This is a genomic window from Psychrobacillus sp. FSL K6-2836 (assembly GCF_038003085.1).
In the GTDB taxonomy this organism is placed as follows: domain Bacteria; phylum Bacillota; class Bacilli; order Bacillales_A; family Planococcaceae; genus Psychrobacillus.
The window spans coordinates 3832769-3846589 of sequence record NZ_JBBOOM010000001.1; the positions used below are offsets into that span (position 1 = coordinate 3832769).

Here is a 13821-nt window from a genome sequence, read left to right on the forward strand (position 1 = left end):
AATGGTAACAGCAACTGAAACAAAAAAAGTCCAGTTTGAAATTTTACGTCAAGATACACCTGAATCTACACCATTTTGGGAAAAATTCGAAGTAAATTATCGACCAAATATGAATGTAATTTCTGCTTTAATGGAAATTCGTCAAAACCCTGTAAATGTTGATGGAAAAGCTACAACTCCTGTAACTTGGGATATGAACTGTTTAGAGGAAGTATGTGGAGCTTGTTCAATGGTTATCAATGGTCGTCCACGTCAATCTTGTTCGGCATTAATCGATCAATTGACACAACCGATTCAATTGGCACCAATGAAAACATTCCCAGTTGTTCGTGATCTTCAAGTGGATCGTACACGCATGTTCGATTCTTTGAAAAAAGTAAAAGCATGGGTTCCTATCGATGGTTCTTACGATCTTGGTGAAGGACCTCGTATGCCAGAACGCAAACGTCAATGGGCATATGAATTGTCTAAATGTATGACTTGTGGTGTATGTCTAGAAGCTTGTCCAAACGTAAACAGTGGTTCTAACTTTATGGGACCAGCACCGCTTTCACAAGTACGTTTATTTAATGCACATCCAACTGGTTCTATGAACAAGGATGAACGTTTAAATACAATTATGGGAGATGGTGGTCTTGCAAACTGTGGTAACGCACAAAACTGTGTTGTTGCTTGTCCAAAAGGTATCCCACTTACAACTTCTATCGCTGCATTGAACCGTGATACTACTGTTCAAATGTTCAAAGACTTCTTCGGAAGCGACCATATGGTTGATTAGTAGAAATGCGTAATCGCGCCTATGGAGGTATACAGTCTAAGTATGCGACATCGTGTCGCAACGACTGTATGACCCGCCTCCTGCGGGCCTCCGACAAGTAAATGGGAAGATTTGCAGTCCAACTTGTTGGAAGGAAAAGATTTACATTTAACCTCGAGGGGCAACGTTTTTCTGCGACGAGCTTTGCGCAGGAGCAATATATTTTTTTCTGCGACGAGCTTTGCGCAGGAGCAATATGTTTTTTTCTGCGACGAGCTTTTGCGCAGGAGCAAAATGTTTTTTTCTGCGACGAGCTTTGCGCAGGAGCAATATGTTTTTCTGCGACGAGCTTTGCGCAGGAGCAATATGTTTTTCTGCGACGAGCTTTGCGCAGGAGCAAGGCGTTGAAGCTAGACAATAGATGCTATAAGAAGATCTGTGTAGAATATTATTATTCTATGCAGATTTTTTCTTTCTCTGTTACAATAAATGAATATCTATTCATTTTAGGGGGAGCTTAATTTATGAAGGCTAAATACATAGAAGATAGTGCAACATGGGAGCAGGATTTTCGTTTTTATTCGGAGGTTAGTGTACGTTTTTCAGAAACGGACATGTATGGACATTTGAACAATACAGTTACATTTGCTTATTTTGAATATGCGCGAATTGAATACTTCAAGCATATTCAACTCATGAATGACTGGTTAAATCCAAAGGGAGAAAAAATTCCGGTAGTTGCTGATTTGCAATGTGATTATGTAAAACAAGTATTCTTTGATGAGTTGCTCCACATTTATGTGAAAGCAAATTCTGTTGGCTCATCCTCTGTGGATATACATTACATGGCAAAGAATGAAAAAGGTGAAATTGTCTTTACTGGTCGTGGATCCATAGTTCAAATTGATAAAAAAACTGGTCGTGCTGCAAAATGGTCTGAGGAGGAACGAGAAGTTTTTCAAAAGAGTATTAACTAGCCGTCACCTACCATCCCCGTGCTACATACGTTAGTAGGAGAGTGGATAGGGGGCTATGGCATTGTACGACAACAATCAGCATCGTTCGATTTTGACAAGTAGAGAACGTCAAATTTTTCAATTATTAGTAGAAGATAATTCTACAAAAGAAATTTCAGCTTTGTTATCAATAAGCGAGAAAACAGTTAGAAACCATATTTCAAATACAATACAAAAACTAGGAGTTTCGGGTAGGTCTCAAGCGATTGTAGAATTATTACGATTAGGTGAACTATCGTTGAATTGATATGAATCCTTGCCATTTTCCTCATAACACGTCACAATAATAGAAAGAAGGTTATTGTTTTGAGGAGTGAAGGAACAGATGGCAGAGGATATTAATAAGGCAATATTAGATCAGGAGCAAGTTGCTTTTTTAGAAAAAGAGCTTCGACATATATCTGGAATCATTAAACAAAAGGGACGACAAATTTTAAGTGCCTACACTATTACGCCTCCACAGTTTGTAGCACTTCAATGGCTACTCGAGCTTGGCGATATGACTATCGGAGATTTATCCAATAAAATGTATTTAGCTTTTAGTACAACTACGGACTTAATTGATCGTATGGAAAAAAGTGACCTTGTGAAGCGTATAAGGGATGAACAAGACCGTCGTGTTGTTCGTATACATTTGTTAGAAGAGGGCGCACGAATTATAGAAGAGGTTATAGATAAACGACAGCAGTATTTAGAGGATGTACTTCAACAATTCGATCATGATGAAGTTGCAAATTTATCCGTATTATTAGAAAAATTACATCAAGAGATGAAGAACTGAGGAATTGACGTGAAAGCCCCAATTGGTGTTATAGACTCTGGAGTTGGTGGGTTAACAGTTGCGAAAGAAATTATGCAATTACTACCGAATGAAAAAATAATTTACATTGGTGATACAGCCAGATGCCCGTATGGACCTAGAACAAGCGAAGAGGTCCGAAAATTTACGTGGCAGTTGGCTAATGCTTTAGCAAAAATGAATATCAAAATGCTAGTAATTGCGTGCAATACTGCTACTGCAGTAGCACTCAATTCATTAAGTAATAAGATGCCATTTCCTGTGATAGGTGTAATTTTTCCAGGAGCTCGAGCGGCGATTAAAGCAACAAAAAGTAATGAAATAGTAGTGCTAGGTACAAGCGGTACTATAAAAAGTGGTGCGTATGAGAAAGCTATTGCTTCTTTAAATACGTCTAGTAAAGTGATTCCACTAGCATGCCCCACATTTGTACCACTTGTAGAAAGTAATGAATACGAAGGTGAATTTGCTCGAAATATGGTAATGGAAACATTAACACCACTGAAGAAAGAGCAATTTGATACCGTCATTTTAGGTTGTACTCATTATCCACTTTTACAAAAGCATATTGAAGAGGCTGTTGGGAACCATGTAAATGTACTTTCTTCTGCGGAAGAAACTGCTCATGATGTAAAAGAATATTTAAATTACCATGAACTTAATAATCCGATTAAACAAAAAGAATCACCAATATTTTATACGACTGGCTCTGTGCCTATATTCAAAACGATCGTAGAGAAATGGTTGGAAATACCGAGTGCAGACGTTCGAACAATTTCATTCAAATGACCCTGTTAGCTAGAGAATCCTCGAAAACGGGGTCTTCTTTTGCTTGCAGGGTATTTACTGATAATTAGCTGCTAATGTACATAACTAGAGAAGTTGGCTTTTAAAATTAGAGAAAAAGGACGAGATATCAATTGAAACAGATAATAATAGCAACTAAAAATAAAGGAAAAGCAAAAGACTTTGAAGCGTTGTTTAACCCCCTAGGATATGAAGTTAAAACGCTCCATGATGTGGCGGAAGAAATGGATATAGAAGAAACAGGTACAACCTTTGAAGAAAATGCATTATTAAAAGCTACTTCCTTAGCAAACCATTTACAAACGATGGTTATTGCAGATGACAGTGGTTTAGAGATTGACGCACTTGATGGGCGACCAGGTATCTATTCTGCACGTTATGCAGGCGAAGAGAAAAGTGATGAGGCAAATATCGAAAAAGTGCTAAAAGAGCTAGAAGGCATCAAAGAAACCGAAAAAACAGCACGATTTGTATGTGCTATTGCAGTTGCATCCCCAAACAAAGAGCCTTTCACTGTCAGAGGAACATGTGAGGGAGTCATTGGGACCGAAAGAAAAGGGACGAATGGATTTGGATATGACCCAATCTTTTATGTTCCTTCCGAACAAAAAATGATGGCAGAACTAACAGTGGAGCAAAAGGGAGCAATTTCTCATCGAGGCAATGCGATAAAAAAACTTTCATTGGGTCTGAAAGAAATAATTTCTGAAGGATAGGTGAGGGAAATGAAGCTATTAATAATGAGTGATACACATAATACAACCAACACAATGGAACAGGTGTTGGAGCAACACCAACAGGAAGTGGATGCGATTATCCATTGTGGGGATAGTGAGTTAGATGCAAATTACTTTTATGATACTCCTATTCATGTTGTTCGTGGAAATTGTGATATAGATGATCGATTTCCTCTAGAGGAATTGTTTTCTGTCCAGGATGCCAAAGTACTTGTAGTTCATGGTCATAAATACAATGTTAAATCGACTCTAATGCCCCTTTTTTATCGAGCGCAGGAGGTACAAGCCTCAGTAGTTTGCTTTGGTCATTCGCATTTATTAGGGGCAGAAATGCAGGAGGGTATATTATTTATCAATCCTGGTAGTCTTCAGCAACCTCGTGGACGTAAAGAAAAAAGCTATGCAATAGCTGAAAAAAGCGGTGATTTTTGGTCAGTTCTGTTTTATTCAGATGAACATATACTGCTAGAAAAAGTAACTTTATAAATTATTTGAAGTAGTGTTGACTTATCTTTGTTATCATTATATAATAAATCTTGTCTTTCCTATCAGTTTAGGTGGGGGAGTACTTGTCTCAGTAGCTCAGCTGGATAGAGCAACGCCCTTCTAAGGCGTCGGTCGGGAGTTCGAATCTCTCCTGGGACATAATTATTTAAGGTTATGAATTTTTGGAAAAACCGTATATGAACGAATCCCTAATTCATCAAAAATAACCTTGTATCCCTTTAGGGGGAGCACTAGTCTCAGTAGCTCAGCTGGATAGAGCAACGCCCTTCTAAGGCGTCGGTCGGGAGTTCGAATCTCTCCTGGGACATACTTTATGCTTTGTATCGAAATTGCCTTCTAATCAATGATTAGGAGGTTTTTTTGCATCTAATAAATTCGATGGCTTTAAAATTTCTCATTTAGTATGTATAAGATGTGCGTGTAACGGATTATATGTATTCTAATACCAGAATCATTATCTTTTCATTTTTTGCTTCTTTGACTCTTCTAGTTTAGTGGTCTCTATACGCTATAAATTAGTTTATGGAAATGCTATGATTAAAAGAATAGTTATATTAAGAAAAGAGTTCTGACAATGAATAAACTTAAAAATATTCCATTACAAACTAAAATATTAGGACTAATTAGTACGCTAATTTTTTTAATCATTATTCTACTTGCAAGCATATTTGCTTACCTTCAATCTGTTGATACAAGGAATCATGTGGAACAATTAGCTTTGCAATCGGCAAAGTCTATTTCCCTCATGCCTGAGCTTAGGGATGCTATTGAAAAACAAGAATTAGAAACCCATTTTCGACCAATTGCTGAGCAGGTAAAGGATCAGGTGCAAGCGGCAAATATTATCATCGAAAATCGAGAGGGTATCATTTATTCACATGTAAATCCAAGTCTGGTCGGTCAGAAGACTTTAGATGATACAGGTTATCTGGCGTTAATTTTTGGGGGTTCTAATAATTTTGAAGTAGAGCGGAAGCAAGGTTCAGTTTTAACTGGGAAGGTACCTATTATTACGGATTATGGAGATTATACTCAGGTGATTGGAACAGTATCTGTCGAGTTTTTGGAAAGGGATATTTATCAGAGTATTTATCAACGCATTAAAATTATTATCGTTGCTTCATTGGTTGTTTTACTGTTGGGAATCATCGGCGGTATTTTTCTAACAAAAAGTATTAGAAACGATACATTGGGACTGGAACCACATGAAATTGCTTCTTTGTATAGGGAAAGAAGTGCAATTCTTTTATCCGTTAAAGAAGGAATTATAGCTATTGATGAAAATGGATTATTAACTTTAATCAATCATTCTGCAAAGTCTATGTTGAATCTAAACACGGAAGACTTTATAGGTCAGCATATTCAGCATGTCCTTCCAGATATAAAAATGGATGATGTGCTACAGACAGGAAAGACTGCTCATAATGTTGAGGTGTTGATCATTGAAAAAGTTTTCATCTTTAACTTAATACCAATTATTGAAAATGGGAATGTTGTAGGTGTCGTTTCTAGTTTCCGGGATAAAACTGAACTAAAAAAGCTTATGAATACAATAACGGAGGTTCGAGGTTATTCAGAAGGGCTTCGTGCGCAAACACATGAGTACGCCAATAAATTATATTTGTTATCAGGATTATTACAATTAGAACGGTATGAGGACGCATTAGAATTTATTCAAAAAGAGTCTATCAATCATCAGCATCAAAACCAAATATTATTTAATCAAATTCATGATGCAAATGTCCAAGCTATTTTGTTAGGGAAACTTGGAAAAGCGTCAGAGAAGAAGATTATCCTTGATATTGATGCTGAGAGTTATGTAGATCCCTTACCTAGCCATATTGAGGTAACAGATATCGTTACAATCATAGGGAATCTTATTGATAATGCATTTGATGCCGTTGCACATCAGAACGAGAAAAAAGTGGCTTTTTCCATTACGGGGCTTGGAAACGATATAATTATTGAAGTAATAGACAACGGAAAAGGAATTTCAGAAGACTTGTTAGAGTCTTTGTTTACTTTAGGATACTCCTCTAAGGGTGAAAATAGGGGATATGGTCTATTCAATGTTAAACGCATTGTAGAATTATTAGGTGGAACAATTGAAGTGAGTAATGAACGAAATGGAGGGTCTATTTTTACAGTTTACCTTCCGAAAAATGGTTTTGGGATAGAGTCAGGAGTGGAAGAAAGTGATTAAGGTTGTAATTGCAGAGGACGATTTTCGAATTGCACAAGTTCAAGAGCAGTTTTTACAAAAGATAACGGGTGTACAACTGGTCGGGAAGGCGCTAAATGCGAAAGAAACAATGGAACTTTTAAGTGAAAATGAAGTGGATCTACTTTTATTAGATATCTATTTGCCTGATGAACTTGGAACAGATTTATTATCGAAAATCAGAGAGATGTATCCGACTATTGATATTATTATGGTGACTGCTGCAACGGAAAGAACCATGCTTGAAAAAGCTGTCAGATATGGTGTATCAAATTATTTATTGAAGCCGGTAACAATGAAGAAATTTGTTGAAACAATTGAAGGTTATAAAGGAAAGAAAGAATTACTTAGAAGTAGTGACGAAATGGATCAGACGATGATTGATCGATTATTTGGAATCACTAATCCATCAACAATCATGCAAAAAGATCTCCCAACAGGCGTTGATCGCCATACTTTAGAGAAAATAAAAGGGGTAGTGGAAGAACTTAGAGGCGTTTCCATTGATGAAATGAGTGAAAAGATGGGCGTATCTCGAACAACTGCAAGAAGGTATTTAGAGTATCTCGTTTCGATAGATGTCTGCACAGCAAAGCATGAATATGGAATAGTAGGAAGACCTCAGAGGAAATATTACCTTATAGAATAACAAAGGGCTCAAAATAGTTGAGGTGTTCTTAATTAAGTTAATGAGGGATGAACAATGAGGATAAAATTAATGGTCGTTTTCACACTTTTTGTCACGCTCTTAACCGGGTGTTCACCAGAAGACAACCAGGAAGTGATTACAGACGAAGTAAGGATTGTAGCTGGATCAATTGGTGGAGGATGGGACTTAACCGCACGAGCTATACAAGACGTTCTAATGAGCGAAAACTTAGTTGACGAGGATATTCATGTGCTCAATAAAATTGGAGCTGGTGGAGAGTTAGGGTGGAAATATACAAAACAGCAAAAAGATCATGTATTAGCTATCAATTCCAGCTTGCTTATTACTAATCATTTATTAGGTCAAAGTAAGATAACCTATAAAGATTTTACACCAATAGCCATTTTGGCTACAGAATGGGAGGTCGTAATCGTTTCAAAGGATTCAAGCATAAGCAGTGCAAAAAGCTTAATGGAAAATTTGAAAGAAACACCTTCTGAATATAAAATTGGCGTTTCTCCAAGATTAGGGAACGACGATCAGCTCTCATTTGTATTAGCTGGCAAACAAGCTGGATTGCAACCCGAAGAACTGGACTTTTTTATATACGAAAATAGTGCTCAAGTAGTGGATGCATTATTAAAAAAGCAAATAGATGTTGCCACAATGACTTTAGCAGAGGCAAAAAAGTATTATGATTTAAACCAAGTGAAAATGCTTGTTATCTCATCTGATGAAAGATTAACAGAACTTCCTGAAATCCCTACATGGTCAGAAGAAGGGATAGACTTAGTTTTTGAACATTGGCGCGGTATTATGGGACCGCCTAATATGACGAAGGAAGAAATTCGTTTTTGGGATAGGACGATTGAAAAAATGGTGCGGACAGAGGAATGGCAACAAATGCTACAGAAATATATGTGGAAAGACTTTTATAAGGATAGCAGTGAAACTTCTAAATTCCTAGAAGAGCAGGACAAGATGTATGAGGATTTAATGAAGGTTTATGGAGAATACTAATATTGCTCTGAATAATATAAACAAAATAGTTTAAATGGATTTAATGAAATAATATTTCGTATTATTTACTTCTTATGATAATAGCCGTACGATATTGGCAAAAGTATTATGATATAGAAATTAACTTATTACGAGGTTGCCTTAGGGATATATGTGTTAATACCTCCGCCGTTTCATTCAAGTTGGTTGATTGTTTTGTTCTTGTGCCGATTATCCAGGCAGATGTATCAATGGTTGCTGCTTATCAGTTATTTCGCGTTTTTTTCATCTTGTTCATCGTGCCATTTTTTTGAGGTATCTATTTGGTAGTCAGGATGTTCTTGAAGGACCGGTAAAGGCATTGTAATCATTTGTGATATATAAGAGAGCTGTCACTAGTTAAAACTATTTGCTTATTCGTCATATAGAAGTCAGTCAAAGAATGCTTAGATTTTCTAAGTGTTTTTTTATGTTGATTTTAGAATTATCAGACTATGGATTAAATGAACGAAATAGCTAAAAAGGTTTTAAATAACTATATTTTGTAAACGTTTACATGAGCGAACTACTAATCTATATTTAGACAATATCTAAATTGTTAAATTATTTGTCATATTTGATAAATGACAATTGGGGAATGCGATATAGGGGAGGAATAGTATGTTAGCGCTTTTAGGTTTTTCAATGATCGCTGTATTTATGTACTTAATCATAACAAAACGAATGTCCGCGATGGTCGCGTTGGTTTCAATACCAATTTTGTTCGCATTACTAGGAGGATTTGGACCAGGCATCGGTGAAATGATGCTAGATGGTATCAAACAAGTTGCACCGACTGGTGTAATGTTAATGTTCGCTATACTTTATTTTGGTGTAATGATTGATGCTGGCCTATTTGATCCGCTTGTTTCAAAAATTTTAGTCATTGTTAAGGGAGACCCATTAAAAATTGTTTTAGGTACAGCTATCCTTTCCATGCTTGTAGCACTTGATGGTGATGGAACAACAACTTATATGATTACAGTATCAGCAATGCTTCCGCTTTATAAGCGCATTGGAATGAATCCACTCATATTAACATGCGTTGCGATGCTGTCATTTGGTGTTATGAACATGACACCGTGGGGGGGACCGACAGCAAGAGCGGTAGCTGCACTGCAGCTAGATGTAGCGGATGTGTTTACTCCTCTAATCCCTGTTATGGCCGTTGGAATTTTATGGTGTTTATTTACGGCGTATATTCTTGGGAAAAAAGAGCGTAAAAGATTGGGAGTTGCAGAGATTCAATATTCAAAGGACGAGATGCTTGCTTTAGGTGAGCTAGCAGTAACTTCAGCATTGGAAGACTATAAGCGACCGAAATTGTTATGGGTCAATTTCATTTTAACGATTGTACTGATTGTTTGTTTAGTTACCTCTGTATTACCGTTAGCAACTTTGTTCATGATTGCTTTTGTCGTAGCTCTTATGATTAACTATCCAAATCTAGATGACCAGAAAGAAAGGATATCTAATCATGCAGGAAATGTACTCGCAGTTGTTGGTTTAGTTTTTGCTTCTGGTATTTTTACGGGAATTTTATCTGGAACAGAAATGGTTGATGCGATGGCCAATAGCTTAGTTTCAGTAATTCCAGATTCTTTAGGCTCGAATTTCGCCGTCATTACAGCTGTAACAAGTATACCGTTTACTTATTTTATGGCAAATGATCCATACTATTTTGGGGTGCTACCAATATTGGCTGAAACTGCCGCAGCTTATGGTGTGGATCCAGTAGAGATTGCGCGTGCGTCATTACTAGGTCAACCAGTTCATGCGATGAGCCCATTAATGGCTTCTGCCTATTTACTTGTTGGTATGGCTGGTGTGGAATTTGGTGACCATCAAAAGTTTATTATTAAATGGGCTTTAGGGTCATGTTTTGTCATGATTATAGCGGCAATTGTCTTCGGAGTAATTTCTTTCTAATTTTGACCAGATCAAATCAAGTTGCTAATTTAGAAATAAACACAAAAAATCACCTTTCTAGCTGAAGGTGGTTTTTTGTGTTGTTTATGCGTTTATGTACTGACAGAGTCTAGTCTTGAGGATAGTTCTACATTTTTTCTGTACCTCATATACTCTTCTAAAAAGACGGAATATTTTAAAATATCTAAATATATCATTCAATATATAGTAATTTTATTTTATAATAAATATATAGGAAAGGAGTAGATGAATGTGAAAACTATTTTTATCAATGGGCAAGTTTACACGATGAATCCGAAAGAACCTATTGTGCAATCCATCTTTATTCATAATGAACGAATCGTGGATATGGGGACTAATGAGGGAATTCTACTTCAATGGGGGAGAAATGGAGCTAAAATTATCGATTTGGAAGGTCGGGCTGTTTTGCCAGGCTTAATAGATAGTCATTTGCATATTTCAAGCGTTGGTATCAATTCACAAGAACTGGATCTCACTAACGTTAAATCTACAGATGATTTATTGGACTCCATCGAGAAATGGGCAGTTAATATGAAGCCTGGTGAGTGGATTTTAGGAAGAGGTTGGGATGAGAATGTTTTTCCAGATAGAAGAATTCCATCTATTGAAGAATTAGACAAGGTTTCGTCGAATAAGCCGCTTTTTTTGCCTCGAATTTGTGGACACGCATTTTTGGTTAACAGCACTGCTTTGAAAATAAGTGGCTACCACCCAAATATGAATATTCCCTATGGCGGTACAATTGTATTAGATCCAAATACGAACAAGCCTAATGGGTTATTGCTGGAAACTGCATCAACGATCATTTCCAAGCATATTCCAGAAAAGAGTTACGGACAATTAAAGAGTGCCTTACAAGCGGGCTTGCAACAAGCTATTCGTTTAGGCTTAACGAGTATTCATACTAATGACCCGAATTATCTAGGAGGTGCGCGACAAACATACAGATTATTTGATGAACTTATCAATCATGAGGGAATAGGGCCTCGTAGTAATCTATTAATAGATTATGATTATTTAGAGGAAATGGTGACTTCTGGAATGAGCACTGGATATGGAAATGACAAGGTTAGAATAGGAGCCATTAAATTATTTGCTGATGGTGCATTAGGTGGTAGGACAGCTCATCTATCGGAGCCTTATCTAGATGATCCATGTAATGTTGGCAACGCGATGTACGATAATGAAGTCTTATTTCAACTAATACGTGACATTAGACTGCAAAATATGCCTGTAGCAATACATACGATTGGGGATCAGGCACTTATTAATGTCCTTGATATTTTAGATCAATTTAAACCGTCCAAATATCGCGATAGGCTCATTCATGTTTCTATATTGAATGAACAATTAATCCAAAGATTAAGCAGTCCTCATCGAATGGTTGATCTGCAGCCTAAATTTGTTTCAAGTGATTATCCTTGGATTGAGGATAGACTCGGAAAACATAGAGCTAGGTTTGCGTATCCTTTTAAAAGCCTCCTAGATAAAGGAGTAATAAGTGCTGGAGGCTCAGATGCTCCAATTGAACCTTTAAATCCGTTATTAGGTATTCATGCGGCTATAACTAGAAGGAAGGCTGGAGAAAGCCATAATGGCTATAATGAGTCAGAAAAATTGTCTATGTATGAAGCCATTCATTTATTCACAGTGGGGGGCGCCTACGCAACCAATGAAGAAAATTTGAAAGGAACATTAGAACGGGGCAAGTTGGGTGATATGACCATTTTATCTAAAGACCCTTTTCAAATGGAAAGTCCCGATGAATTATTGACTACCGAAACGGAAATGACCGTTATTGGAGGAGAAGTAAGGTACCAGAGATAAGCACATAAAAATAAGAGAGGGGTTATGCTTTTGGATGCAATACTGGAAACGATTGTTGGTTGGTTATGGGGATTACCACTAATATTTACAGTTCTTTTTGTAGGTTTATATTTTACAATTGGAAGTAAACTTTTTCAGTTTAGTTATTTGCCTCATATTTTTAAAGAAACATTTGGGAAGGTTTTTGGAAAAAAAGATAAAACGGAAGATACAAAAGGAATATTAACACCATTCCAAGCTGTGGCTACTGCTATTGGGGGAAGTGTGGGGGTAGGGAATATCGGTGGTGTTGCTACTGCAATTGCCATTGGTGGACCTGGAGCAGTTTTTTGGATGTGGATTACGGCACTCCTAGGTATGATTACAAAAACGGTTGAAGTAACATTATCTGTGTACTACCGAAATACGGATGAAAAAGGCAATCCATATGGAGGACCAACTTACTATATGGAAAAAGGTCTTGGTGAGGAAAAGAATTTTAAGTATTGGAAGGTTCCAGCAATCCTATTTGGCTTAGGTATTTTCACTACATTTTTTATCACACTTCAAAATTATACGATTTCAGAAGCAGTTAGCTCTACATTTGATATTGGAATGATACCCGCCTCGTTTATTTATTTAACGATTATTTATATTATTATTTACGGTGGCATTAAACGGGTTGGTGAGATTGCTTCTTTGCTCGTTCCGTTTATGTGTTTGTTCTATGTGATCGCTGGACTTTTTATCATTTTTAAAAATTACTCCGAAATCATACCTGTTTTTTCCTTAATATTTGATAGTGCTTTTTCTGGAATGGCGGCAGTAGGTGGGTTCACCGGAGCGGCAATTGCTCAGGTAATTCGTATGGGTGTTGCTCGTGCGGTTTATAGTAATGAGGCTGGTTGGGGTACTTCACCAATGATCCACTCAACAGCTAAGACTGCCCATCCTGTGAAGCAAGGAATGTGGGGTGCGATGGAGGTATTCGCGGATACGATTATCGTATGTACTATCACTGCGTTTACAATTATTATAACAGGTGCATGGTCTTCAGGTTTAGATGGTGCGGCTCTAACATTATCTGCTTTTGAAATTGGAATTGGAGAGTTTGGTAGATATATAATAACAATCTCCATCTTCTTATTCGGACTAACCACTTCTACAGGTTGGTATACGTATTATGAAATATTGTTAAGACATGTATTTAATAATGAAAAGAAGCTTGCATTGAAGTACAAAATATTAACATTGTTCAAATGGTTATATCCTATTCCAGGTTCATTAATGGTAATTTATGCAGTAATGAACGATATGCCTGGAAAAGCGGTTTGGTATTTTGCGGATATTACAACAGCTATCCCGACTTTCGTTAACTTAATCGTTATATTGTTTTTAAGTAAAAAATTCTTCGAGCTGCTAAGAGACTACAAAGCTAGATACTTAAATATAGGAATTGTAGACCCGAACTTTAGCGTGTTTTACGAGGATAAGGTAAAAAAAGGAAATAGAAAATAGTTAATACAAAAGACAA

The 13821-nt window shown here is 36.8% G+C and carries 13 protein-coding genes and 2 tRNA genes; all 15 read left to right on the top strand.

The annotated features are described in order from the left end of the window. Position 1: 1 nt before the first annotated feature. Positions 2-778: a succinate dehydrogenase iron-sulfur subunit gene (sdhB, locus tag MKY37_RS18535; protein ID WP_340779233.1), complete on the top strand. Its 777-nt coding sequence runs from the start codon at positions 2-4 to the stop codon at positions 776-778. A 503-nt stretch (positions 779-1281) separates the two neighbouring features. Further along, the gene (locus MKY37_RS18540) at positions 1282-1734 is read left to right on the top strand and encodes an acyl-CoA thioesterase (protein ID WP_340779235.1); all 453 of its coding nucleotides are present in this window, start codon (positions 1282-1284) and stop codon (positions 1732-1734) included. A gap of 61 nt (positions 1735-1795) precedes the next feature. Next, positions 1796-2020, top strand: coding sequence for a helix-turn-helix domain-containing protein (locus tag MKY37_RS18545; RefSeq protein WP_370627162.1), 225 nt, complete (start codon positions 1796-1798; stop codon positions 2018-2020). 78 nt (positions 2021-2098) lie between these two features. Continuing rightward, positions 2099-2554 carry a MarR family winged helix-turn-helix transcriptional regulator gene (locus MKY37_RS18550; RefSeq protein WP_340779237.1) on the top strand — a complete coding sequence of 152 codons (456 nt, stop codon included), beginning with the start codon at positions 2099-2101 and terminating at the stop codon, positions 2552-2554. Positions 2555-2563: 9 nt separating this feature from the next. Further along, complete coding sequence (gene racE, locus MKY37_RS18555; RefSeq protein WP_340779238.1) at positions 2564-3361, top strand: glutamate racemase; 798 nt, start codon at positions 2564-2566, stop codon at positions 3359-3361. A 131-nt stretch (positions 3362-3492) separates the two neighbouring features. Then, entirely contained in the window at positions 3493-4095 is a 603-nt protein-coding gene (locus MKY37_RS18560; protein ID WP_340779240.1) for an XTP/dITP diphosphatase, read from the top strand. 9 nt (positions 4096-4104) lie between these two features. Next, a complete protein-coding gene (locus MKY37_RS18565) occupies positions 4105-4602 on the top strand; it encodes a metallophosphoesterase family protein (protein ID WP_340779242.1) in 498 nt (165 codons plus the stop codon). Between the two features lie 85 nt (positions 4603-4687). Continuing rightward, a tRNA-Arg gene (locus MKY37_RS18570) sits at positions 4688-4761 on the top strand. 95 nt (positions 4762-4856) lie between these two features. After that, positions 4857-4930, top strand: a tRNA-Arg gene (locus MKY37_RS18575). 267 nt (positions 4931-5197) lie between these two features. After that, a complete protein-coding gene (locus tag MKY37_RS18580) occupies positions 5198-6826 on the top strand; it encodes a sensor histidine kinase (RefSeq protein ID WP_340779243.1) in 1629 nt (542 codons plus the stop codon). Continuing rightward, positions 6819-7493, top strand: coding sequence for a response regulator (locus MKY37_RS18585; RefSeq protein ID WP_340779245.1), 675 nt, complete (start codon positions 6819-6821; stop codon positions 7491-7493). The genes MKY37_RS18580 and MKY37_RS18585 overlap by 8 nt, the downstream gene beginning before the upstream one ends. 54 nt (positions 7494-7547) lie before the next feature. After that, entirely contained in the window at positions 7548-8513 is a 966-nt protein-coding gene (locus tag MKY37_RS18590) for a tripartite tricarboxylate transporter substrate binding protein (protein WP_340779246.1), read from the top strand. A gap of 639 nt (positions 8514-9152) precedes the next feature. Then, positions 9153-10460 carry a CitMHS family transporter gene (locus MKY37_RS18595; RefSeq protein ID WP_340779247.1) on the top strand — a complete coding sequence of 436 codons (1308 nt, stop codon included), beginning with the start codon at positions 9153-9155 and terminating at the stop codon, positions 10458-10460. Between the two features lie 246 nt (positions 10461-10706). Beyond that, complete coding sequence (locus MKY37_RS18600) at positions 10707-12308, top strand: amidohydrolase (protein WP_340779248.1); 1602 nt, start codon at positions 10707-10709, stop codon at positions 12306-12308. Positions 12309-12338: 30 nt separating this feature from the next. After that, on the top strand, positions 12339-13805 hold the full coding sequence (locus MKY37_RS18605; RefSeq protein ID WP_340779249.1) for an alanine/glycine:cation symporter family protein: 1467 nt from the start codon (positions 12339-12341) through the stop codon (positions 13803-13805). The last annotated feature ends 16 nt before the right edge of the window (positions 13806-13821 follow it).

Bases quoted from the DNA above. Each gene is read 5' to 3' on its own strand.
- sdhB (WP_340779233.1), top strand. From the start codon at position 2: ATGGTAACAGCAACTGAAACAAAAAAAGTCCAGTTTGAAATTTTACGT.
- MKY37_RS18550 (WP_340779237.1), top strand. From the start codon at position 2,099: ATGGCAGAGGATATTAATAAGGCAATATTAGATCAGGAGCAAGTTGCT.
- MKY37_RS18540 (WP_340779235.1), top strand. From the start codon at position 1,282: ATGAAGGCTAAATACATAGAAGATAGTGCAACATGGGAGCAGGATTTT.
- MKY37_RS18565 (WP_340779242.1), top strand. From the start codon at position 4,105: ATGAAGCTATTAATAATGAGTGATACACATAATACAACCAACACAATG.
- MKY37_RS18580 (WP_340779243.1), top strand. From the start codon at position 5,198: ATGAATAAACTTAAAAATATTCCATTACAAACTAAAATATTAGGACTA.
- MKY37_RS18590 (WP_340779246.1), top strand. From the start codon at position 7,548: ATGAGGATAAAATTAATGGTCGTTTTCACACTTTTTGTCACGCTCTTA.
- MKY37_RS18595 (WP_340779247.1), top strand. From the start codon at position 9,153: ATGTTAGCGCTTTTAGGTTTTTCAATGATCGCTGTATTTATGTACTTA.
- MKY37_RS18600 (WP_340779248.1), top strand. From the start codon at position 10,707: ATGAATGTGAAAACTATTTTTATCAATGGGCAAGTTTACACGATGAAT.